The following is a 22886-nucleotide window of genomic DNA, read 5'->3' on the forward strand; positions in this document are numbered from 1 at the left end:
TATGATGGCCGGTTACCCAATAAATCAACACCCCCGATTCAAACGATCTCTCGCTCTCGCCGACATTCGAGTGCCACAACGGCCCTCAATGCAACGCCGGTTCCGGGTAAAGATCAGTCTACAACACCGAGTTCACAGCTGGCAGAGGAGAACGGCGGATGTCCGGCAAGAAAGGCCCGCAAGACGCCCAGCCGACCGTAGCTGAATCTTCGCCACTTGCGGACCTGCTTTCAGACCCCAAAAAGCGGTTGAAGCTTCAACCCACGGGCTATTTCTATCTCGTAAAATTTGAGGGCGGTGGCGCGCTTGCCTATAGACCACGCCTTCGCGGGGGCATGTGGTTCATCAAAGTTCGCCTCGACGGCCGTTCTCTCGCGCGGGCGATCGGGCGAGCCGACGATCTCGAGCCCGCGGACGGAGAAACCGTCCTCACCTATATGCAGGCCTTCGACAAGACCCGGACTGTTCTCAAGGAAGACCTGCGGGCATTCTTTGCACCCCGCCGCCTGGAGTTGCTCCCGCATGCACTTCGCGTTTGCCCGATCGGCGAGGTTTATACGGTCGGTCATGCCTTGAGGGACTACCTTGAGGAAAAGCGAACCAACGGTGCTCTTTCTGCCTACCGGTCGGCGGTCGCCGACGCGAATGCCTATATCGTCGGAGATCTGTCGTCGCTTCCCTGTGCGGAACTCGACATCAAATATCTCAAGGCATGGTTTCAGTCTCTTGGCACGCGGCCGCTTGACGCTTCTAATTTTGTAAGAAGGGCGAATAACCAGCCCATCGTCTGCAATGACGGCGAGGCGGACCGGAAGGCGAAGTTGAGGGCAAACAGTGTGCTGATCACGCTGAAGGCGGCGCTCAACCTTGCCTGGCGTGACGGGCGGATCGATGACGATACCGAGTGGCGGCGGCTTCTGCCCTATAGAAGCGTCCGCAAGGCGCGCCAGCGGATTCTCGGCTATGATGAAGTAGAAGCTTTGTTGGCGGCCTCGCCCTCCGACCTCCGTAAACTCATTCTGGGCGCCCTTTTCACCGGATGCCGCTCCGGTGAACTGCTCGCACTCCGGCCTTCCAACTTCAACTACGAATCCGGCACGCTCTTCGTGCATGCGACGAAAACGCGGCGGAGCCGCAACGTTGTTCTTTCATATGAAGCGATTTCATTCTTCGAGCGCCTGACGCATGGGCTTGGCGAGAAGCACCCAATCTTCCGCAAGAGCAATGGCGAGCCTTGGGGCCACAGGGGGTATTGCTACCTCATGAGGAAAACATCCGTCGAGGCGGGTCTCGAGCCGCCGGTTATCTTCCACGAGCTGCGTCATACCTATGCGAGCGGGCTTATCATGGCCGGCGTCTCGCCCTTTGTGGTGGCGGATCAATTGGGACATGCCGACTGCACCCAAATCATCAAGACCTATGGACATGTCTCGGCGGAGTTTGCCGTAGACCAGGTGCGCCGGCTCTCACCACGCATCGAGGCGACGGCCGCCGAGGTCCGTAAGACGGCGCGCTGGTTCAGGAGGCTCAAGGAGAACCCGCCACCCCGATGGAGGCCTATCGGCCGAATCTAAGGGGTTCGTCTCAGCGTCTTTCGTGTAAGGTGGAAAAAGGCTTGATAGAGACGGCTTTGAGAGGGGCGATGACGAGCGACCAATGGATGATCCTGATCATGGGGATGGCCCTTGCCTGCGGTCCCGTCCTCCTTGTCTGGCTCGAGGACCGCACCCGTGCGCGTGGTGGCACCGTGCCCTCGCTGGTCACCATCAAGGGCTATAGCATCTCACCGCATAGCGCCTTCAGCCTCATGATTGCCATCATGCTTATCTACCTCTCCTATTTGATGAGGGGCATCGGCCTTGGCTTCGTATTTATGGTCTTTGGTTTCGTCGATGTAATCGTCGCGGTCCAGAACATCAGGAAATCCAAAAAGCCGGGGTCTTGAGAGAAGCTGTAAAGACCGTGCTTTCGCTTCTCCAATTTGATCTCGGGTGAGACATCTCGGGCTCCGGCAAAACGAGCTTGGGGTGCGAGGTCATCGCGCAACACCGGGCCTGGCACCTAAAGCGCCGTTCTTCCCGGCTCTGCCAGGATCGTTTCGGTCTGCCTAACTTGATGGTGGGCTTGTGTTCTCCGGCCCGCCCCGCCCTTGATTGCTTCCTTGAAACACGCATGGTCGTGTCAGCAGATTTCGCGGATACCACCTCGCCCGCCAATCAAGTATGCACGCGATCTCTTATCGTCGTGCATCGACAATTTCCGCATCAGGGGATGTCCATAGCCTTCTTCAATGAAGCGCAAGGCGTGCGTCATGGTATCGACCAGATCATCGCTCGACCCATGTGGAAACCGCGAGACTTCATCTTCGAACATCGCAAGCCACGGGGCCGCGGTGGGTAGAAAAACCCGGCCCGCCTCGATCTTGGCGCTCTGCTGGGCGGCGCGCGTTACCTTGTCTCTTTCGGTGGGCATGGGCACAACCCAGTTGTACCCGCGGCGTCCCAGGTCTTCCAATACCGGAATACCCAAAGCCTTGTTTTCGATGATCGTGACTGGCTGAGGAACGGACTTGCAATAAAAGTCGTTCACCTCGATCACCTCCTCCATCAGATCGGTGTAGCTCAAATGCTCCCGGAAGGCTTTCACCAGGTAAATATTCTCGCCGACAACCGCCCATGCGGTGCACGCGGAGTAATCCGCTCCCTCGCCTGCGGACATCGCCATGTCCCAGGAGATCACGACCTGCTCTACATTGCGTTTGTAGAGCTTGCCGGGCTCCCAGCGACCGAAATCCGCAAGCTTGAACAAGGCGCCGCCCGGGGCCTCGGGGTTCTGTTCATATTGCGCCTGATACTGGGCCTGCCCCATTTGCTTCTTGATGCGCGCGATTTCTTCCTCGCCAAACCGCTCCGGCATCAACAGCGTGCCTGCGGCGCGACGCCAACGCTTTCCTTGCCCGATCGGAATCTCTTCATCCCTTTGCGCCGTCATCGAGAGGTTCAAGTGTCGCCAACCTCCCTCGGCGATCAGCCGTCCCGGAAGGTCGTCCACATGAAGACGTTGTGAGACAATGATCATGGCGCCCTTTTTCGGGTTGTTAAGGCGGCTCGGGAGCACATTGGCGTATCGGTGGTGGAGGGCCAGGCGCTCCGCTTCTGACTGGACGGTGCCTGCGCTGATGGAATCGTCGACAACGAGCTTGTTTCCACCGATACCCGTGACGGGACCGCCGAGCGATCGGGCGAAACGAACGCCACGTCTTGTCGTTCGCAATTCTTCGAGGTTGGCACGTTTGGGATCGAGCCGCGTTTTGGGGAAGGCCTGCTTGTACCAGTCCGATTCCATGATGAGGCGCGATTGATGAGCGAGCGATTGTGAAAGCTCGGCCGAATAGCTCAAGCAAACGACGCTTTCGGAAGGATTGTTGCCAAGCTCCCAAGCGGGGTAGCAGACGCTGTAAATGAAAGATTTCAGAAATCGGGGCGGGGCGGTCGTCAGCAGAAAGCGCTCATGACCTGCGCTTACCTCCTCAAGCGCGTGGCACATGGCAAGGATAGGCGCGCCTAAGACAAGCTCTTCGCCGGCGTTCAAATACCGGAAGGCGCGCGCGACGAAGAGCGCAAGGCCCTCCCGCACGGCCGCTGCTGCGAGAGATTCCGCCTTGTCGCGGTGGTTTGCGGACATCTCAGGCACCACCCATTTCTTCAATCAAGGCCTGCAGCGCCTGGGCGTCTTTCAGAACCTGAAGATCGGCTGCGTCGGGTATTGAGGGGTCACTCGCCTCGGGTTCCGGCATATATTCCTTCAAAAGGTTCAGAACGACTTGTATCGCCCGGATATCGCCGAGGGTTGCCTTGTTGAAGGCGACGAGAAGCGTTGCTTCGGCGCGTGACAACCGGCTCCGTCTTCCATTTGCGTCCTGCGCGACGACGCTTCTTTCCGCAAGCTCACGTACGATCGTGGAAAGATGCTTTGTTCCCTTCCTCTTTCCCTTCGGGTTACCCGACTGCCCGGGCTTCCATCGATGGGCCTTGGGCGGCTTCCCGTAGCCCACCTCCTCTTCGGACACCGTCATTCTCGAGCGATCACCTGTCATCTGCCTCGAGTGCTCCGCCCCCGCGCTCGGCCTCTGCGGTGACCGCCGTGCTTCATCGTCTCTATCTCCCGTCACCCTGGCCGCAGGGCTCCTCTCCCGGACCATCCTCTTCTTCGCGGGCGCCTTCGTTGCCGAGGGGTTCTGGGTCACCGTTTTCGTCGCGCACAGCTTCCGCGTCATCGTTTTCGTGGTCGGAGCCTTTTTTACGGACGTGTTCTTAGTCCAGGTCTTCGTTGCTGACGTCTTCTTGGCCACCGTCTTCGTCGCTGAAGACTTCCGCGCGGACATCTTCCGGGGCGAAGACTTCTGGGCGGACGTCTTCTGGGGCGACATCTTCTTCGCCGAAGTTTTCGTCGAGGGCGTTTTCGCGGGCGCCGCCTTATGGTGCGTCGCGGTCGCTGCTGCCTGCGGCTTGGACGCGCCGGTATCGGAAAGGGGCTTTTCGCCGGGCTTGGGAGTCTCTGCCGGCGACACCTTGCTCTCCTCCCCGAAGGTCTTCGTTTTCTTGCTGCTGCGGATGACAACCGACATTGACGTGCTCTCGTACTCGCTGTTGCGTTTCGAATGAGGTTTTGAGGTGAAGGTCTTCTTCGCGAGCCAGCATGTGACTGCCGGCGCGCGGCCAAGAGGACCTCGATGTGGCTAGATGAGGAATGTCTCCGCCTCTCCGGCCGGTATATCGCTTGCGGGCGTGTCCTCCGGCGTTGAAGAAGAGCGGTGCTCGGTGGTCCCGCCCGCTTCCTGCCTCCGCCCCGAGGGCTCTGCGGCCTGTGCGTCGTCCATATCCTCGTTGTCGACGACGAGCGCTTCCCTCCGCCGCTCTTCCCCCAGCTCGCGGAAACTCTTGCCGGAGCCCACATGGACCGCCTGCTGGCCCGTGCAAGCCTCGTAGCGCCGGACCGCGACGTCGACATAAAGAGGATCGAGTTCGATGCCGTAAGCGATGCGGCCGGTCTTGTCGGCCGCAATGATCGTCGTGCCCGAGCCCATGAAGGGATCGAGCACGAGCTCACCGCGCTTCGTCGTATCGAGAATAAGGTCGGCGATGAGCTCGACGCTTTTCGGGGTCGGATGATCGGCGAGGGCGGCACGGGCGGACGACCCGGGCGTGGTGGCGCCCGGATAGATCAGAACATTGGTCCGATCACGGCCATGCTTACCGAGCTTTACCCGGTCGAGATGCGGGGCGTCCCCATGCTTCAAGACAGCGATCAGCTCATGAGCGTTGCGATAGAGGCCGCCCATGCCGCCGCGCCCCTTGTACCAGACAAGAAGATTGAGAAGCGTCGTGCCCGCTTCGCGCGCAACACGAAGAAAGGTAAAAAGGCCGCGCCAGTCCATCGGGTAAAAGCCAAGACCGCCTTCGACCAGGTGCTCCGGTGCTTCTTCGAGCACGTCAGCGAAAAGGGTGGCGATGGTTTCTTCATCCACCCCGCTTGAATTCCCGACAAACTCACGGTGCTTTACCGCTCCCTTGCCGCTGGCAAAGCCCTCGATCGCACAGCCATAGGGAAAATCGGCTACGATGAGACGTGCCTTGAGCCCGGCTTCCGCAAGTCCTGAATAGCTCTCAGCATCGCGCGCATCGCCGCAGACAAGGGTATGGACGCCCAGCGTAAATCGATCCCCGGGACGCGCGACGGCGGCGCGAGGTTCGCGCTCGGGGGGCGACGTCTCCGCGGCCTCGCTCGTGTCCCCGCTGTCCAGAATGATATCGAGTTCCGCACCGTCGAAGCCCGGGATCTCGATTACGCCCTCATCGAGCACGATCTCCTCCAGCTCAAGGCGCAAATTCTCGAGGTCGTATTCCCCTTTTTCGCCCAGGCGATTGACAGCGAGCCGCAAACGCTTCAGCTCGCTCCGGTTCAAATGATCGATTTCGATACAGGGCACTTCCGCGTATTCGAGGCGTCGTGCGGCCTCGAGGCGAGTAACCCCGTCGATCACCTCACCTTCCGCCGTTGCGAGCAGAGGCACAATGTTGCCGAAGGCCGCAATCGACTGAGCGACCTCGGCGATGTGGTCCTCGTTCAAGCGGCGCACATTGACGGAAGGTGCGTAGAGCTCTCCGATCGGCCGCAACACGATCCCGAGTGACGGCTCGGCCCGGTTGCGGCGCGTCTGCCTCGCGGTCTCAAGGACCACGCCGCTTTCAAGACCGCGCTTCTTCTTGCGCGACTTCGCTGCAAGCTTTTTCTTCAATGCCTTCGGCGACTTCTTCGCCGGAAAATCCTTCGTCATCCCAATATACTCCTTCGTTCACACCTTTATTCGGGTGTTGCCTCGTGAACGACGGAGTTGGGTGGAGGAGTGAGCCGCCTCGGCATCGTTTGATCCGGAGGGGCTCCAACCACCCGCCTTGCGGCGTTCAGTCGGCAACACCCTCCGTGGAAAATTCGTTGCGCGGCTCTCTCGAAGGTGGCGTCGGTATCGCGCTTCGTCAATAATTTATTCGGGTACAGACGAAAATTTTTTTGGACAAGAGTTTTTTGAGATCGGTTATGTCATCGCGGCACTTCGCAATTTTCTTGCGGATGCTTTTTGAGTTGGAGAGTTAGAGCGATGATCTGTACAGCATTCTCGTTGGAGTCACTCTAGCGGCGCGCGATGCATCCCGAGGTTTTCGCGCATTGCACCACTTCGTCACGGGGTGGACGCGTCAATTTCTCGGGCTTCGGATCTCCGGCTATTTGATCCCTTCATCCGATAAACGAGACGACTGGCGGCGGTGCTTTTGCCGCGCAACCGATTCGCGGGGTGCATTTTTCTGTTGGCTGTCGTTTTTTGAGATGTCGGGACCGAATGTTGGCCCTCAAAATATGCGGGCTGGTTGCTGGTCTTCCTTGCGCGCGTTCTTCTTGCGCGTTCTCATTGTGGGCGTCCTCTTCTCTGCGATCATGCCTTGCTTGTGCGGTCCTCGGCCCCATGTTCTGCGCCCGTCCCTCAGGCAGTCTTCTCAGGCACTCTCTTCAGGCACTCCTCTCAGGCATTTCCCTCAGCCACTTCCCTCAAACACTCTTCTTGGACATCTCTCTCAGATCGCTTTCCTCAGATCGCTTTCCTCAGACAGCTTCTCTCAAGCGCTCCCCTGCTAACCATCTCTCTCGAACCTCCAACAGGGATGCCTTTCGCCCGGCCTTTTGGGGGCGGTTTTGCCGCGGTGGCTTGCCCGGAGGTTTCTTGCTTGTCCTCTCCCATGCCGAACGCCGCCAATCCGGAGCGGATTGCGTGCTTGTTGTCTCCAACCCGGATGCATCTCCGCTCAGGGTTAAAAGTTTTTAGGAACCAATCGGCGCAGTCTAAAGCGAGACAAGCCGCTCGCCGTCAAACGCCTTTCCTGAGCGCATGGCGGCGCTGCCGGCGGTTCAATTGCTAGGACTGGGAGATAACAATGTCGCTTAGTGAATCGAACGCCGCCCCCTCCTCGTCGGGGCAGGCATCCAAACCGGAGGCGGGTCGATCCAAATCTGCTACGCCCGTGCGCCTAATTCGTGCCGGCAATGAAGACATCACCATCGGCGAGAACAGCGTGCTCGAAGGTTCTTTCGAGACGCAGGGCGTGATGTTTGTCGATGGCGCTGCGGTTAACGCGGACCTCAATGCCGCGCAACTCTCGATCGGAGCGACTGGTCGGGTTGAGGGACAGGCATCGGTCCTTCGTGCCGAAATCGCGGGGGCCTTCGAGGGCACACTCGAATGTTCGGGCGAGGTCATCCTCCGCTCCTCCAGCCGCATCGCTGGCGAGGTTCGTTGTGCAAAGCTCGTGACGCATCGAGGTGCCGTGATCGATGCACAGGTGCGCGTCGTCTCGGACGGCGAGGACGGGCCAGAAGAAAGAACTCCACAAAGCGTTGCAATTGTTCAAACCGCACGCGGCTCTTCATTGCGGCCCTGGACACGGCGGCGCTTCAAACGCGTGGTGCCGGCAATAGGCGGAGCGGCGCTCTCGCTCTGCTTGGTCGGTATCGGAGCCCTCGTTTTCTGAAACCTCCGATGGGACAGGGTCAGCGAGGCGGGAGCGCGGTTTTGGGCGGTGGGCGCCGCTCGCGACGGCACTCGTTTTCTTTCGTCGGCGCTCTTTCCCGGTTCTGGCGCATCACGCAAGAAAATGAGCTCTCATTGCGACCGGAAATGACGGCGCCGTTTCCGCTTGTGTCAGCCTTCATGGCCGCTTTAGTGTCCGCTCCTTTCTCCTCTCTTGGGGCACATCCCGGGGCGGGAGAGGCGGCGAATAGGCGGTACGTCGCCTAAGGGATAGCGTTCGCCAGGCATTTCCCGGCACTAGGCAGCAAACGCACCAAGCGTTTGTTGCCCGTGCCGTCCTTCCAGGGAGGAAGGTCACGCCTTTCCGTTTTGGGCCTGCTTCAACAGGTAAGCTGCCTTGGCTTCCCGACCGGTCTTTTCGGCCCAATGTCATCTGCGATACGAAATGTATCAAAAATAACACCTACGCCCTTGGGGGGCCTCCTGGACGGCGGGTTGTCTCGCAGCGCGGGGCGGGGGCGTGATTAGTCCGCGAGCGCGAGAAATGCCGGTTGTAAGACCGGCTGCGCCTTTCCAAAGTGCGGGAAAGGTTCATTTGCCTCGCGAGAGTTCCCTCTTAGGCCCGCAAGAGTTTTTTCAAGCGGCTATAGAGGCGTTTTCCCCACATGTTCACTTAGTGAAACTTTTTCACTTTTGGGCTGACTTTCGGCGAGGTCTCGAAGGCTCCATTTTCCCTGCTTGCGAGACTGAGGTCGGGGGAGATTGGGCCCATGTCCCGCTGGAGACGCGGATCCTTGGGAGGGGTGGTTCGCGGGGCAGGCCAGACAAGGCCAACCCATATTGAATTGACGGGAGGTTTCCCCGTGTTCACCTATTGGCTTGCTGTTGTGGTCGGAGACGACCCAAAGGCAATCGATCGGCGCATGGCTTTTGACGAGGCGCTTGAAGACGCGAGTGAGAGGGAGATTTTCGGGCTTTCCTTTTCCTTCCTTGTCTTCGAGAGCGCGGAGGCGATCGATCCGCTTTGTGCGGCGCTCGGCGATGCACTTGATCCCTCGCGAGATTCCTTCCTCTTGCACCTTGCAGGTCGCCATGAGGCGCGCGCATTCGGTCTCCCGGAGCAACATGAGCTTTTCGATCTCCTCGATTATCTAGCCCCAGGGCCCGCGCATTAGTGCAGGCCGGAACGTCCGGCGCACGGCTCAGGGCACTTAAGCGGCCTCTAAACGCCGTTCGCCCCTATCCAGCTCCTTTCCCTTCTATAGGCGATGCGTTCCCTTCTACGCGGGAAAGGTTCGCTGCTCCCCATGCACATAATTCCCTGCAAGGCGTCTTAGGGAATTTCATCGGTAAGTCGCTCTATTTCCTCAGGTTTTCGCCCTCGTTTAAGCGCTTTTCGCGCCGGAATTCATGGAAATTCCCTGTATTCTCCCTGCATTTAGGGAATTCGGTGCCAAAAGCACGAAGGGGGATATTTCACCTCCTCTGACCTTGTGCCAAAAGCCATCGGCATTGGACAAAGGGGCCAGAAAGGGCCGCTTTACGGGCTCGTTTGAAGAAGCGGCTTAGGGCGCGCGCGCGGGCCCCGTGTTCCCTTCTCTGAGGGTTGCAAAGAGCCGAGCGGGGCGATGGCGGCTGCGCTAGACTTTCTTTTTCCTTGTCCCGCCCCAAGCTGTCCCGCCCCACGCTGGCCCAACCCAAGCTGGAGACCACCTTTGAAAATCGCCGAGCGCTGGTTCGAGAAACAAGAGATCGGAGATGGTATCACCTGGCTCTACGAGCCTCATGTGCATCCCTTCATCCGTTGCAACATCTGGTTTGTGCGGGGGCGCGACCGTGATCTTCTGATCGACACGGGCACAGGCGTTGCCTCGCTGAAGGATGCCATCGCGGGCATGACGGACAAGCCGCTGACTGCCATCGCGACCCACATCCATTACGACCATGTGGGCTCCCTGCACGAGTTCGAGACGCGGCTGATACATGAGATCGAGGCGCCGCTTCTTGAACACTATCGGGAGTTCGCCGCGCTGACCTCGGCGGGCTTCCCGGATGTGCTGCGGGAAAGTCTCGCTGGCTATGGTCTTGACGGCAATGATGCCGTTCTCGTCGATGCGCTACCGCATGAGGGCTATTCGCTCGCCGATTATCGGATCACCTCGACGCATGCGACGGGGCATCTCGCGGAGGGCGATGTGGTCGATCTCGGCGACCGGCATTTCTCCGTCTTCCACCTGCCGGGGCATTCACCGGGTTCGATCGGCCTGTTCGAGAACGCCACGAAGACGCTTTTCTCCGGCGATGCGATCTATGACGGGCCGCTGCTGGACGAGTTGCCGGATTCGGACATCGCCACCTATCTCCAGACCATCAAGCGCCTGCGCGGCCTCGATGTGCGGGTGGTTCATGGCGGTCACGATCCGAGCTTCGGTCGCGACCGCCTTGTCGAAATCTGCGACGACTATCTCGCCCGCCGGGGCTGAGCGTCAGGCGGCGCTTGCCGCTTCCGCCGGGGCTTCGCCATGTGCGCTCTTCCACTCGGCGACGAGTTCCCGATTGTCGTGCATCCAGGGGTGGAAGCTCGGGCGGAACCAGTCGAGATAGGCCGGGATCGACTTCCAGAGCGGCCCGGGATTGATCCAGAGATAGTGGAAGATCCGGCCCCATGCGCGCGGGCTCCATTGCAGCCGGTCGGCTTTAAGGAGATCGCGGATGTGAAGCGTGAGGTTGATGTTGAAGAAGATCGTCGCCATGAGCAGCGAGCGTGTGCGCAGGAGATAGAAGGTGACGGGGTTCGTGATGGCTTTCAGGACGTCGAAGGCAACCGCCTTGTGTTCCGTCTCCTCAACCGCGTGCCACATCCAGAGCTCGTATTCCTCCGGTGACGCGTGACGGCCGAAGGTTTCGCGCTCACGAAGAAGATGATCGGCGAGAACGGCCGTGAAATGTTCGAGTGCGACGGTCTGGCCGAGCTGCGCCTTTTTCGGCATCAGCATCCGGGCGAGGTTTTGCATCCGCGCCGTGCGGCGTTCGAGCTTGTCCATTGGATAGCCCTGGGCGGCGACGCGGTCGTTATAGGACTGATGTTCGCGCGAATGGATGGCTTCCTGGCCGAGGAATTCCTTGATCTCGCCCTGCAGCTTCGGGTCGGTGATCTTGTGCTTCTGATAGCGCACCGTGTCGCAGAAGAAGCGCTCGCCGGCGGGAAACATTGCCGAGAGGGCGTTGAAATAGGCGGTGATGGCCGGGTCGCCGTCATACCAGCTCTTCCGTTCGCCGGCCTGGAACTGCCGGTTACGTATGGTGAAGGCAAGCTGGCTTCCGCTCTGGCTCGGGGCGGCAGCGGCGGACGCAGGGGCAGCAGATGTGGGGGCGGCGGACATTGGGGGGCTCCTCTTCCCGTCATTTGTACCCTACATTTTTGTCAGCGACCGCCTATCTTCAATGCCACGTTACAAAATCTCACAAAAGAGACGCCGGAATTTGGTCCTCGTGACCGTATCTCAGCACGGCAAAGGCTTTGGCGGCGTTTATCGGAAAGGGAGCACGCGGTATTCATGAAGATCAAGGTGGGGAAATACCGCATTCCGGTGCCCAAGAGCCGTGCGGGCCGCATCGGCGCAGGCGTTACGCTCGTCATTCTGGGGTTCATTCCCGGTCCGCCCGGGCCTGGCGCAATCCCTCTCGGCCTGACCATTCTCACGCTGGATCACCCGCGCGGCCGCCGCTGGCGCCGGGTCACCATCGTTTGGGCTGGCCGGCGCTGGCAGGCATCCAAGGAAAAAAGAGAAATGCGCCGCACTGCAAAGCGCGACGCATCGGTTGTTCCGGGAGCCTCGGAGCCTGAAGTTTGAGCTTCAGCAGGCGCCACGGCGAAGGAGCACGGCCGGGAAGGTTTTGAACATGATGGCGATATCCTGCCAGAGCGACCAGTTCTTCACATACCAGGCATCGAGTTCGACACGGCGCATATAGGTTGTCTCGTTGCGGCCGCTCACCTGCCAGAGGCCGGTGATGCCGGGTTTGGCGGCGAGGTAGTATTCGGCATCCTCGCCATAGCGCAGCACTTCCGCATAGGTGACGGGGCGCGGGCCGACGAGGCTCATTTCGCCGCGGATCACGTTCAGGAGCTGCGGCAGTTCGTCGAGGCTCGTCTTGCGCAGGAACTCACCGACCGCCGTTACGCGCGGATCGTTGCGGAGCTTCTGGTCGCGGGCCCATTCGGCGGCGCGCAGCGGATCGTTTTCAAGCACGCTCTTCAGGATCGCATCGCTGTCCACATGCATGGTGCGGAACTTTCGGCAATGGAACTCGCGGCCCTTTTCGCCCACGCGGCGATGGCCGAAGAAGGCCGGACCGCCGTCGAGACGGATCAGGAGGGAAACGGCCCAGAAGAAGGGAAGCAGTGTGAGGAACGCGGCGCTCGCAACAACGAGGTCGAAGCTGCGCTTCATCAGGCGCGCCATCGGGCGGTTGAGATTGTCGGCCAGCGTCAGCATGACGAGGTCGTGGCTGAAGAAATTACCCACTTCGAGCGCCAGCGCGCCGATACCCTTCACAGGCGGGACGATGGAGAAGGCGATGCGGGCGCGGTGCAGCGCACGCAGGATGTTGTCGAGGCTCGCCATTTCTTCCGGCGAGGGGGCGAGGACGACGAAGCGCGCACCGTGCTTCTCGCAAGCGAGTTTCAGTGCGGCGGAAAGCTGGCCGCCCGCGCGGTAGAGAAGGCTAGAGGGATCGGACGCATTGCGGTCGGCGGTGAGTTCGGCAAGGTCCAGTGTGCCCGCGACTTCGTAGCCGAGATAGGGCTCGTCCTCGAGCACCTGTGCGGCTTCGGCGGCGTTCTCGCGCGAGCCGATAATGAGGACGGGAGCGGTCCAGCTGCCGTACCGCTTCAGGACATGTCTCATCCCGATACGGGCCATCGGCACGAAAAGGAGCGCCCAGAGCCAGGCCTGAAGCATCCAGAGACGGGAGAAGTAGTCCTTCGCAATGTACTGCAGGAAGCCGTCGACCAGTGCGACGAGGGCAATCGCCTTAACGATTTCCTTGGCCTCGGCCCAGAAGGGCGTGCGCTTCGAATAGTGGCCCTTCGCCGCCCACCACAGGATCGGCAGCATGGCAAGGAAGCCGATGCGGATGATGCGGCTCATCAGCTCGCCGGCTTCCAAAGCCGCGAATTCCGTATTCAGAACCTGCACATTGATGCCGAACGCAATCGAACCGGCGACAAGCTGGGCGAGAGCCAGCGCGCCGAGATCGCCCATCAGCAGCATGAAGCGGTCGGCCAGCGGGGTCAGGCGCGTGCCCGTGGAGGGGCTTGTGGAATTAACGCTTTCGAAGCCGGCAAAGCCGGTTCCGGTGACGGGGGTCACGCTTTCGAAAGCCTGTATTTCGTTGTTCAGTGCGGTCACGATACTCACGCCAACTTGTGTCCGAATGCGACAGTTGACGGAGAGGTCGCAAGGAGCGCGCCATCCCGCTTTGTCCCGTTTTGAGCGGGCGAACAGGGTAAATACAGTCTTAAAACCAGCAGAGGTTTAGTGTGGAGGCAGCGGTATTATCCGGTGGCGGATGATGCGAAGAGCGCACGAATATCCGCGCGGAGGATTTCGCCGAGCGCGGCAAGGATCCTCATATTCGCGCGTAAACGCCGGTCGAAGCGGGGTGCATCCTGCCGCTGCGTACCGCTTACCGGGATTTGCCGGAATGGTGTGCCCCGGCGAAGCGAGTTGATTGCGAGCTCCGTGCCGATGGAGTTCGTATGGTCGAAGCCGCCATTCGCAAGGGCGAGCTTCATGTCATAGCCCTTCATGCCGCAGAGGATGTCCTTCACGCCGAAACGCAGGCGGACGTAAAGACCCATCACGACTTCGGCAAAGCGCTGCTTGCGTGGCCTTACGCCCAGCACCAGAGGCACCGCTTCCTCCATCAAAAGCGCCTTGAAGGCGTTTACGAGAGCCGGGTTGTGTTCACCATCGGCGTCCATGGTGATCGCAAAAGCAAAACCACGGGAGAGCGCCTCCTCAAAGGCGCGGTTCAGCGTACCGTCATAGCCGAGATTGTTCTCGTTGCGGATGACGATGGCGCCCGCATTTGCGGCCTCCGCGCCGGTTTCGTCCGGCGAAGCGTCATCCACCACGATCACATCGGCATATTCGCGCGCGGCTTTCACCACCGCGCCAATAGTTGCGGCTTCCCGAAAGGCGGGAATGAGGATGGCTATGCGAGATCGGTCCACAGCAACTCCTCTCCCGCTTTCTTGCCGGTGGACAGGCGCTTGCCAAGAACCTTTGAGAGCGCATCGGGTGAGACCGCTCTTTCGGGGCAGGGGCGAAGCGCCTCAAGGTGGTCTTCGGAGAGAATTGTTCCGGCGGCAAGCGCATCCTTCAGGCGCAGTGCGCGGCGCTGAATGACGATTGTTTCCATCTCGTTCTTCTCAATCCGCTTCACGCCGTCTCCGAGCGCTGCTTCGAGCTCGCGGGTCGCATCGACCATGGCGCGCCATGTTGCCGGGTTGAGAGCAAAGGAATGGTCCGGGCCTTCGCGCGAATTGTCGTCGGTGAAATGCTTTTCGATCACGCGCGCGCCCAGCGTCACGGCGCCGAGCACCGCGGAGTGGCCTGGAGTATGATCCGAAAAGCCGAGCACCATGCCGGGCCAGCGCGCAGCGAATGTCTGAAGTACGCGCAGGTTCACATATTTGAAGTTTTCGAGACTGCCCGTGTAATTCGTGTTGCACTGCATGAGGCATATCTGCCTGTTATGCTTCAGGATCAGTTCGACGGCAGCTTCCGTTTCTTCCATCGTGGCGGCGCCGGTCGCAAGAAGCACAGGCTTTCCCGTCTTCGCGATGTGTTCGATCTCTTCGTGATAGGTGATGTCGCCCGAGCCGATCTTGAAGGCGGGAACGATGTCGCGAAACATGTCCACCGCCTCGATATCGTAAGGCGTGGTCATGAAATGGATGCCGGCCTTGCGGCATGTTTCCAGCAGCTCCGGCGTCCAGTCGCGGCGCGTGTGATACTGGTCATAGACTTCCACGACCGATTTTTTCCATGCGGCCTGATGCGAAACCTGACCCTTCTCTCCCTCGAAGCCGACCTTGCTCACGATCTTGTTCGCAAGGAAATGCTGGAACTTGGCACAGTCGGCGCCTGCTTCCTTCGACTTCCAGATCAGGTCCTTCGCGCGTTCGAGGTCGCCGTCATGATTGGCGGCAATATCCGCGATGAAATAGGAGGGCGCATCGAGCGCAATCTCGTGCGTTCCGATGCGGAGCGATGTGTCGTGCTTCATGACGGTTTCTCGTTGTACTTGTGCAGAACGCAAGCAACCACTTCGGAAAGTCCGGGCAGCCTGTATTTCAGGATCTGTTCGGCGCGGCGACTGTCGAGGCCGAGACAATGGGCGCGCGTGGTGGCCAGGCCCTGAACGGAGCCGGATGTCGCAGCGGTGAGCGTGCAGCCGAGTTGCCGGGCGATCTCGTGTACGAAATCTTCCTTCGTATATACCTCGCTTGCAGCGAGGTTGTAGAGGCCGGATGCGCCGGCCTCCGCCATGTCGAAAGCGGCGCGCGCAAAGCTCGCAACGTCGATGGAAGATGACCAGGCATCGCTGAAAAGTGTCGCGGCGAGATCGTTTTCCGCGACCCCGATAGCCCATTCGGCAAGAGTCGGCTTCTCCCAGCCTCGAATGCCGACGATGCTTGTGCGCAGAACGAGTGCGCCCGCTGCCGTCAGGGCAAAGCCTTCGCCTGCGAATTTGGTGCGCGCATATTCATTGACGAAGGAGACGGGGGCCGTTTCGTCATGTGGCTGTTTGCCGCCTTCGGTGAAGTACTGGTCCGTCGAGACATGAATGAGTTTGCCGCCGCTTGCTCGCGCCCATGCGGCGAGAAAGGCAAGAGGGCGCGCGTTCATGTTCCATGCGTCGAGGGGCGCGCGTTCGCAGGCCTCGATATCGGTAAGGGCAGCGCAGTTGAAGACGAGGTCGGGCTTTTCCGCTTCAAGCGTCTTGCAAAGCGCCTCCTCGTCGGCGATGTCGAGCGCGATGGGTGCATTCCGCCGGGCCGCTTCCCGCAACAGATGGCCCCGCCGTCGTGCTTCCTCCACGACCGCCTGGCCAAGCAACCCGGTGCTGCCCAACACAAGGGTCTTCATTCAGCCGCCTCTTTCGAACTGAAGAAGCATATGGACTTCGGAAGAGAGATGTTTGCGGTCCAGCGCTTCCTGCATGGCGTCGATGGCAGGCTTCATCATGTCCGTCCATAGCCCGGCGGCGCCTGCCGTCTTTTCGGAAGCCGAGAGCCGGACAAGGATACTCCGATAGAGATCCATGACGTCGCCGCCGAACCACCATTCAGCCACGCGACTCATGCCGAATTCGCGGCAGGTCCAGTCGAGTGAGGATTCCGAATAGAGATGCGTATGCCCGCCGGAAAGGTGGCGTTGCATCACATCCTGAAAGGCGGCCTCGATGAAGACACTGGGGCTGAAAAGGGGCACGGAAATGTAGAGATAGGAAACGGCCGCATTGTCCTTGAGCGCAGCCAGCAGCTCGCGCGGCCGTTGCAGGTGTTCCAGAACGCCGATCAGCGAGACGACTTTCGCGTCCACTTCGCCCGCCAGCGACACCGTGTCACCAAGGTCGTGGGTACGGACGACCGCTTCTCCAGCCATCTCGTTTGCGAGTGCGGCTTGTGTTTGTGAAACCTCGAAGCCGCGAATGTCGGCGAGGCCTGTGGCGCGAAGCGCGGAAACGAAATAGCCGGAGCCCGCGCCGAAATCCGCATAGGAAAGCGCGGCCGGGTCTTCGCCTTTTGCAGCAAGGGCATCCGCGAGAAAGCGCGCCTTCGGGACATAGATGTCGTCCGTGCGCTTGCGATAGGCGTCGCGGTCGGCGGAGCTGTAGTCGCGGGCATAGGCCGCGCCGCCCGCCTCTACATAAAGTTCCGAACAGAAGGCGTCGCTATCTTCATGTGCGCCATTGAGGTGGCCGCAGCGCGGGCAGACGAGATAGTCGACATCGAGTTTCGAGAAACTGACCTCGCTTATCGGTCCGTCGCAGGCCTTGCAATTCAGCCTTCCGGGTTGCTTCGCATAAAGCGCGGCAAGCCCGCGCTGGCGTTGAAGCAGCGCCTCGTTTTCATCGAAAAAGTGCGATTTGTGAGAGAGCAGAGGTGCGCTCGGTTTTCCGTATTTCTGCATGACGGACCTCCCCCGCGGGCCCTTTTCAGCGCTAACGCCGGATGGCGTTCAGCTCCTGAAGATGTTTGTTTTCCTCGCAGACCTTCAGCGTTTCCATCCAGGACGGAATGCCGTCGCCGAGCAGCGGAAAGAGCGCCTTGCAGAATTCGAGGTCTTCGGGATAGTCGAGCGTCCAGCGTAGCTTGCCGAGCGCCTCGTCCGGCCCCTCCAGCGAAATCCGCTTGATCTCAGGTTCGCGGCGCAGCCAGGGCGTGACGTGTTCGCGGTCGTAAGGCTCGGTTGCCTGCTGCCAGTCACGTTCCATGGCGCGCCATGTGAAGGCTTCGCAGTCGAGCCCGTGCGGATAGCGATGGACGAAGTTATTTGCGGCGTAATCGGCCGACGGATCAGCAAGAAGCGCCGCCAGAACGTCGCCACAGAGGCCTGGGTCGATGAGAGGGCAGTCGCTGGTCACGCGCATGACGATATCCGCGCCGAGGTCGCGGGCCGCGGTGTAGTAGCGGTCGAGTACGTCAAGTTCGGAGCCGCGGGCCACCGTCGCGCCAAAGGCTTCGGCTTCCCGGACGACGGGCTCCTGTTCCGGGCCTTCCGGCACGGCGCAGCAGACAATGTCGATTCCCGGAATGGCGGCACAGCGTGTCAGCACATGGCGCAGGACAGTCTGCCCCGCCAGGTCTTCCAGCACCTTTCCGGGCAGGCGGGTCGAGGTCATGCGGGCCTGAACGATTGCGACATTGGGCATGAGGCGTTACTTCCTCGAAGCGGCGTGCATCATGCGTCGGCCCGTACATTGTAGGCCTTCACTTCGTCAACGCTCAGGAAGTGCGGGTTGGTGCCGGAGCTGTAGTCGAAGCCCTGCGCCACGGGTTCGCCGCGTTCCTCGATGTTATTGGTCAGGTAGTCGACATCTCCGCGAAAGAACTTGATCGTCGGGCGGATCACGAAATGATCCGGGAATTCGACGGTGAGGTGCGAGTCATCGGCAGGACACATGGTCTCGTGCAGCTTTTCGCCGGGGCGGATGCCGATGATTTCCTGCTTGAGTTCCGGCGCCATCGCCGATGCGAGATCGGTAATGCGAACGGAGGGGATCTTCGGCACGAAGATTTCGCCGCCATGCATGCGCTCGAAATTCCGAATAACGAAGTCGACGCCTTCCTGAAGCGTGATCCAGAAGCGCGTCATGCGTTCATCCGTAATCGGCAGCGAGGTTGCGCCTTCGGCAATGAGTTTGCGGAAGAAGGGGACGACCGAGCCGCGCGAGCCGACGACATTGCCGTAACGCACGACCGCGAAACGGGTCTTCGCGGGACCGACCATGTTGTTTGCGGCAACGAAGAGCTTGTCAGAGGCGAGTTTCGTCGCGCCATAGAGATTGATGGGGTTTGCCGCCTTGTCGGTCGACAGGGCCATTACCTTTTCGACGCCTTCGGCTATCGCCGCCTTGATGACGTTCTCCGCACCGTGGATGTTCGTCTTGATACATTCCATCGGATTGTATTCTGCTGCGGGCACCTGTTTCAGCGCTGCCGCATGGATCACGAAGTCGACGTCGCGCATCGCCTGGCGCAGGCGTTCGCCATCGCGCACATCGCCGATGAAATAGCGCATCTGCGGTTGCGAGAATTCCTGGGACATCTCGTACTGCTTCAACTCGTCGCGCGAAAAGACGATGATGCGGCGAGGCTTGTGCTGGTCGAGAAGGGTGCGGACATATTTACGGCCGAAGGAGCCGGTGCCGCCTGTAATGAGTACGGATTTATTGTCGAACATCCGGATTTTTCACTCTCGTTTGGGTGTCCGATTCATTGCACGATAAGCCTAATGGGTCGTTAACCATGATGGCGAGCGCCGATTGACGGTTGCGGCGACCGGGGACGTTTTGGGGAGGAAAATCTGTTCGATCTGAGGGAATATCGTCTGCCGGACGGGCGGGAGCTTCTGCTTTATGGCCGCGCACCTCACGAAGGGGCGGTGCGGGAGTGCCTGCCCCCGGCGGCGCCGTGCGGCGGCGGGCATCTTCGGTGGCATCCCTTGCGGGGCGAATGGGTCGCCTATGCGGGCGCGCGGCAGGGCCGCGCCTTTCTGCCATCGGCTAGCACCTGTCCGCTCTGCCCTGCGCGGGACGGCGGTCTCGGCGAAATCCCTTTCGAGCAATTTGAAGTTGCGGTCTTCGAGAACCGTTTTCCGGCTTTCTCGAGTGCCGCGACCCCGGTCGATCTTCCGGGCATCGAGACCGCGCCGTCGCACGGGCGCTGCGAGGTCGTCGTCTTTTCCGACGATCATCGGGCCGGGCTCGGTTCGCTTTCGGAGGACAGGCTTGCTCTCCTCCTTGAGGTCTGGGGCGCGCGGGTCGAAGCGCTCGGGCAGGATCACCCTTATGTCCTGCCCTTCGAAAACAGGGGCGAGGAGATCGGGGTGACGCTCCATCATCCGCACGGTCAGATCTATGCCTTTCCCTTCATTCCCGTGCAGGCGCGGCGCGCGGCGGAGGCGCAGGCCGAAGCGCCCGTCATCGAGCGCCTCCTGCATGGTGCCGGGCAGCTTGTCATCGAGGAGCGGGAGCATGCTTTGGCGTTCGTGCCGCCCTTTGCCATGTATCCTTTTGAAAGCTGGATTGCGCCCCGGCGGCGTGTACCCGGCCCGCAGACCCTTTCGGATGCAGAGCGGCTGGACATGGCGCGGCTTCTCGGCCGCACGGTGCGACGGCTCGATGCCCTCTTCGGCGCGCCCATGCCATACATTCTCACCGTGCAATGTGCGCCGCGCGGTTTCGAGGCGACATTCCACATGACAATCGACATTCGCCCGTTCCGCCGCGATGCGGGCAAACTCAAATATCTCGCTGGTGTCGAGCAGGGTTCAGGCGTCTTCCTCGCCGATGTGCTGCCGGAGGATGCGGCGGCGCGATTGCGCGCGGTGTCGGCGGACTATCCGGCATGAGGGCGTCGTTCCGGGAAGCTTTCGGCATGGAGGGGCAAGCGGAGGGCCGCGCGCCTGCCCGCGTCAACCTGATCGGGGATCATACCGATTATGCCGAGGGCTTTTGCCTGCCCATGCCGCTTCGCCGCGAAACGCGGGTGACGATGGCGCGGGCGGGTTCATTCGAGGCGCGCAGCGATGGGCATCCGGCCGCCTCCTTCGATCCTTCCGGTCCGCCGCGCGGCGGCTGGACGGATTATGTGGCGGGGCCTCTTGCCGAGCTCACGAAGACGGGAATTGAGGTGCCGCCTGTGGCGGTTCTGGTTACGTCGGATATTCCGCAAGGGGCGGGTATTTCTTCCTCCGCCGCCCTTGAGGTCGCGGTGCTGCGTGCGGCGCTCGCCCTCACAGGGGCATCTCTGCGCGATGCCGAGGTGGCGCGGATGGCGCAGGCGGCGGAGAATAATTATTGCGGCGTCAATTGCGGGATTCTCGACCAGATGGCGTCCGCGGCAGGCCGCCCCGGCGAGGCGCTGCTGCTCGATTGCAGGACGGGAGAGGGCCGTCTCGTTGCCGTGCCGCCGTCCTTCCGATTCCGCGTCGTTCATTGCGGCGAGGCGCGCCGTCTTGCCGATGGCGCCTATAACGAGCGCAGGCGCGCGGTCGAGGAGGCGGCGGCGCTTCTCGGCATTGCGGCCCTGCGCGATGCGGTGCCTTCCGATGTCGAGGCGTTGCCTCCATCGGTGCGGCGCCGCGCGCGCCATGTGGTCACGGAGAACATGCGTGTGGTTTCCGCCGTCGCCGCGCTTGAAGCGCAGGACGTAGCGGGCTTCGGGCGGGCCATGAGCGAAAGTCATCGTTCGCTCGCGGAAGATTATGAGGTTTCGACGCCTGCTCTCGACCGGCTGGTCACTGCCATGCTGGCCGAGGGAGCTGCCGGGGCGCGGCTCACAGGCGCGGGCTTCGGCGGCTGTGCTGTGGCATTGTTGCCGCCGGAGCTGGACAGCGATCTCTGGTGGAAAAGGGTGTCGGCGGATAATCCTGCGGCCTGGCTCGTCGCGGACTGAGTGCGGTCATGCTGTAATGCGGCTCGCGCTTTTTGAGGGCGGGAGCAACCGCTCCGGCGGGAAGGTGAGCGTTACCGTTGTGCCATGTCCGGGCTCGCTCTCGATCTCCAATGTGCCCCCGTGCCCCTCCATCAGACATTTCGAGAGGGGCAGACCGAGCCCCGTACCTTCATATTTCCGGGCGATGTCTGAATCGATCTGGCCGAAACGCTCCAGCGCCATCGGAATGTCTGCTTTCGCGATACCGATTCCGGTATCGCTGACGCGAATTTTGGGTGTGCCGTTTTCCACTGCTGCGGAAATATGGATGTCGCCGCCGTCCGGGGTGAACTTCACGGCGTTTGAAAGCAGGTTCAGTAAAACCTGCCGGATGCGTCTGTGGTCGGCCAAAAGTGCCGGCATGTCCGGCGGGCTATCGACGTGAAGTTTGAGGGCGTGGGTGTCGGCCTGCTGTTTCAGCATGCGAATGGCGCTGCGAATGACATCTTCGACATCGACTTCCTCGTCGTGAAGCTGCAATTCGCCTGCGTCTGCACGGGTGAAATCGAGCACATCGTTGATGAGTGAAAGCAGATGCTGCCCGCTCTTGTAGATGTCGTCCGTATATTCGAGGTATCGCTTGTTGCCGAGAGGGCCGAAGGTTTCGGATTTCATGATCTCCGAAAATCCAAGGATCGCATTCAGCGGAGTCCTGAGTTCATGGCTCATCGTGGCCAGGAACTGTGCTTTCGCCTGATCTGCCGAGGCGACGCTTTTCAGCGCGATCATCAGGTCTTGTGAGGTCGCTTCGAGCTTCCGCTTTGTCTCCTCAAGCTCCATCACATGGGCACGGAGGCGCTTTGCTTCCTGCGCGGAAAGCCTCGCGAGATGCCGGTCGATTGCGCTCCCGAGAAAGCCGAAAGCACCGATGAAGACCGTGATCGCGGCAATCGCAATAGACAGAACGAGAGGCTGAACCGTCGGCCTTGTAAACTCGATTGCGGGATCGAACGTGACTGTCGCCGCCGTCATGCCCGTGAAGTGAAGCGCACAGATTGCGAGAGAAAGGAAACCCGTTCCCGCGATCCGGCCTTTGACCCCGCCCAGTGCCGCTTTGAGTTGAAACGCCAGGGCCGAGAAGACGATACCCATGACGACAGACGCGAAGACATAGTCTCGATCCCAGGTCAGATGCTCCTGCACCGTCAGCGCTGCCATGCCGACATAGTGCGCTGCCACGATGGCAAGCCCCACCACGGCGCCGCCGATCCCGGCGGGCTTTACGCGCGCGACGAGAAAAAGCCCGGCAACGGACAGGGCGACGGAAAGGAGAAAAGAGATAATCGTGGCGCCCGCCGCATAGGTCGCGATTTCGCCGGGCCGAAAGGCGAGCATGCCTATGAAATGGGTCGCCCAGATACCGCAACCCGCAACCGCGCCGCTCGCCGGAATCCAGAGCGTACTCCGCCATGATGCCCCCTCGCGTGCGCGCGCGAGCAGGCTCATCGCCGAAAAGCTTGCGAACAGACAAATGAAGCCCGCCAGAGCGACGAGCCGCAGATCGTGTTCGACCACTATGCAATTATAGACGGTAAGCATGGCTCGCGAGTGAAGCACACGCCGTTTAAT

At 60.8% G+C, this 22886-nt stretch carries 21 protein-coding genes; 9 read left to right on the forward strand and 12 right to left on the reverse strand.

Features of this window, described 5'->3' with window-relative positions; all coding sequences use genetic code 11:
* The first annotated feature begins 158 nt into the window (after positions 1–158).
* Together ABJO61_RS00825 and ABJO61_RS00830 are read left to right on the forward strand one after the other, a co-directional pair.
* Positions 159–1574, forward strand: a complete 1416-nt coding sequence (locus ABJO61_RS00825; protein WP_348323538.1) for a site-specific integrase — start codon at positions 159–161, stop codon at positions 1572–1574.
* Positions 1575–1642: 68 nt separating this feature from the next.
* A complete protein-coding gene (locus tag ABJO61_RS00830; protein WP_348323540.1) occupies positions 1643–1945 on the forward strand; it encodes a hypothetical protein in 303 nt (100 codons plus the stop codon).
* Positions 1946–2181: 236 nt separating this feature from the next.
* On the opposite strand, the gene terL is transcribed toward ABJO61_RS00830, so the two are convergent.
* Positions 2182–3708 (reverse strand): phage terminase large subunit, encoded by a 1527-nt coding sequence (terL, locus tag ABJO61_RS00835; protein ID WP_348323542.1) that lies wholly within the window; start codon positions 3706–3708, stop codon positions 2182–2184.
* A complete protein-coding gene (locus ABJO61_RS00840) occupies positions 3686–4351 on the reverse strand; it encodes a DUF5681 domain-containing protein (protein ID WP_348323544.1) in 666 nt (221 codons plus the stop codon). Before ABJO61_RS00840 ends, terL begins: the two co-directional genes overlap by 23 nt.
* Here ABJO61_RS00840 and ABJO61_RS00845 point away from each other — a divergent pair.
* The gene (locus tag ABJO61_RS00845; RefSeq protein WP_348323545.1) at positions 4344–4664 is read left to right on the forward strand and encodes a hypothetical protein; all 321 of its coding nucleotides are present in this window, start codon (positions 4344–4346) and stop codon (positions 4662–4664) included. The two genes, ABJO61_RS00840 and ABJO61_RS00845, sit on opposite strands and share 8 nt — an antisense overlap.
* A gap of 74 nt (positions 4665–4738) precedes the next feature.
* Here the strand turns inward: ABJO61_RS00845 and ABJO61_RS00850 are convergent, their stop codons facing one another.
* On the reverse strand, positions 4739–6337 hold the full coding sequence (locus ABJO61_RS00850; protein ID WP_348323547.1) for a DNA modification methylase: 1599 nt from the start codon (positions 6335–6337) through the stop codon (positions 4739–4741).
* Between the two features lie 1150 nt (positions 6338–7487).
* Between ABJO61_RS00850 and ABJO61_RS00855 the strand changes: the two genes are divergently transcribed.
* The 3 genes from ABJO61_RS00855 to ABJO61_RS00865 all read left to right on the forward strand — a co-directional run bounded on the left by ABJO61_RS00855 (position 7488) and on the right by ABJO61_RS00865 (position 10563).
* Positions 7488–8081, forward strand: a complete 594-nt coding sequence (locus tag ABJO61_RS00855; RefSeq protein WP_348323549.1) for a polymer-forming cytoskeletal protein — start codon at positions 7488–7490, stop codon at positions 8079–8081.
* Positions 8082–8943: 862 nt separating this feature from the next.
* Positions 8944–9255 carry a hypothetical protein gene (locus ABJO61_RS00860; protein WP_348323550.1) on the forward strand — a complete coding sequence of 104 codons (312 nt, stop codon included), beginning with the start codon at positions 8944–8946 and terminating at the stop codon, positions 9253–9255.
* Positions 9256–9795: 540 nt separating this feature from the next.
* A complete protein-coding gene (locus ABJO61_RS00865; protein ID WP_348323552.1) occupies positions 9796–10563 on the forward strand; it encodes an MBL fold metallo-hydrolase in 768 nt (255 codons plus the stop codon).
* A 3-nt stretch (positions 10564–10566) separates the two neighbouring features.
* On the opposite strand, the gene ABJO61_RS00870 is transcribed toward ABJO61_RS00865, so the two are convergent.
* Complete coding sequence (locus ABJO61_RS00870) at positions 10567–11463, reverse strand: metal-dependent hydrolase (protein WP_348323554.1); 897 nt, start codon at positions 11461–11463, stop codon at positions 10567–10569.
* A gap of 174 nt (positions 11464–11637) precedes the next feature.
* Here ABJO61_RS00870 and ABJO61_RS00875 point away from each other — a divergent pair, with 174 nt between their 5' ends.
* The gene (locus tag ABJO61_RS00875; RefSeq protein WP_348323556.1) at positions 11638–11934 is read left to right on the forward strand and encodes a hypothetical protein; all 297 of its coding nucleotides are present in this window, start codon (positions 11638–11640) and stop codon (positions 11932–11934) included.
* A 3-nt stretch (positions 11935–11937) separates the two neighbouring features.
* On the opposite strand, the gene wbaP is transcribed toward ABJO61_RS00875, so the two are convergent.
* The 7 genes from wbaP to pseB all read right to left on the reverse strand — a co-directional run bounded on the left by wbaP (position 11938) and on the right by pseB (position 19062).
* The gene (gene wbaP, locus ABJO61_RS00880; protein WP_348323558.1) at positions 11938–13503 is read right to left on the reverse strand and encodes an undecaprenyl-phosphate galactose phosphotransferase WbaP; all 1566 of its coding nucleotides are present in this window, start codon (positions 13501–13503) and stop codon (positions 11938–11940) included.
* Positions 13504–13640: 137 nt separating this feature from the next.
* Entirely contained in the window at positions 13641–14321 is a 681-nt protein-coding gene (locus tag ABJO61_RS00885) for a glycosyltransferase family 2 protein (RefSeq protein WP_348323560.1), read from the reverse strand.
* The gene (locus ABJO61_RS00890; RefSeq protein ID WP_348323562.1) at positions 14303–15379 is read right to left on the reverse strand and encodes an N-acetylneuraminate synthase family protein; all 1077 of its coding nucleotides are present in this window, start codon (positions 15377–15379) and stop codon (positions 14303–14305) included. The genes ABJO61_RS00885 and ABJO61_RS00890 overlap by 19 nt, the downstream gene beginning before the upstream one ends.
* On the reverse strand, positions 15376–16242 hold the full coding sequence (locus ABJO61_RS00895) for a sugar nucleotide-binding protein (protein ID WP_348323564.1): 867 nt from the start codon (positions 16240–16242) through the stop codon (positions 15376–15378). Before ABJO61_RS00895 ends, ABJO61_RS00890 begins: the two co-directional genes overlap by 4 nt.
* Positions 16243–17289: a methyltransferase domain-containing protein gene (locus ABJO61_RS00900; protein WP_348323566.1), complete on the reverse strand. Its 1047-nt coding sequence runs from the start codon at positions 17287–17289 to the stop codon at positions 16243–16245.
* Between the two features lie 31 nt (positions 17290–17320).
* Positions 17321–18031: a glycosyltransferase family protein gene (locus ABJO61_RS00905; protein WP_348323568.1), complete on the reverse strand. Its 711-nt coding sequence runs from the start codon at positions 18029–18031 to the stop codon at positions 17321–17323.
* A gap of 29 nt (positions 18032–18060) precedes the next feature.
* Positions 18061–19062 carry a UDP-N-acetylglucosamine 4,6-dehydratase (inverting) gene (pseB, locus tag ABJO61_RS00910; protein WP_348323570.1) on the reverse strand — a complete coding sequence of 334 codons (1002 nt, stop codon included), beginning with the start codon at positions 19060–19062 and terminating at the stop codon, positions 18061–18063.
* A 261-nt stretch (positions 19063–19323) separates the two neighbouring features.
* Here pseB and galT point away from each other — a divergent pair, with 261 nt between their 5' ends.
* Both galT and galK read left to right on the forward strand, forming a co-directional pair.
* Entirely contained in the window at positions 19324–20232 is a 909-nt protein-coding gene (galT, locus tag ABJO61_RS00915) for a galactose-1-phosphate uridylyltransferase (RefSeq protein ID WP_348323572.1), read from the forward strand.
* Complete coding sequence (gene galK, locus ABJO61_RS00920; RefSeq protein WP_348323574.1) at positions 20229–21278, forward strand: galactokinase; 1050 nt, start codon at positions 20229–20231, stop codon at positions 21276–21278. The genes galT and galK overlap by 4 nt, the downstream gene beginning before the upstream one ends.
* A gap of 6 nt (positions 21279–21284) precedes the next feature.
* On the opposite strand, the gene ABJO61_RS00925 is transcribed toward galK, so the two are convergent.
* Positions 21285–22874 carry an MHYT domain-containing protein gene (locus ABJO61_RS00925; RefSeq protein ID WP_348323576.1) on the reverse strand — a complete coding sequence of 530 codons (1590 nt, stop codon included), beginning with the start codon at positions 22872–22874 and terminating at the stop codon, positions 21285–21287.
* Between the last annotated feature and the right edge of the window lie 12 nt (positions 22875–22886).

Origin of the sequence: Parvibaculum sp., from assembly GCF_039973015.1 — a bacterium.
Classification (GTDB): Bacteria; Pseudomonadota; Alphaproteobacteria; order Parvibaculales; family Parvibaculaceae; genus Parvibaculum.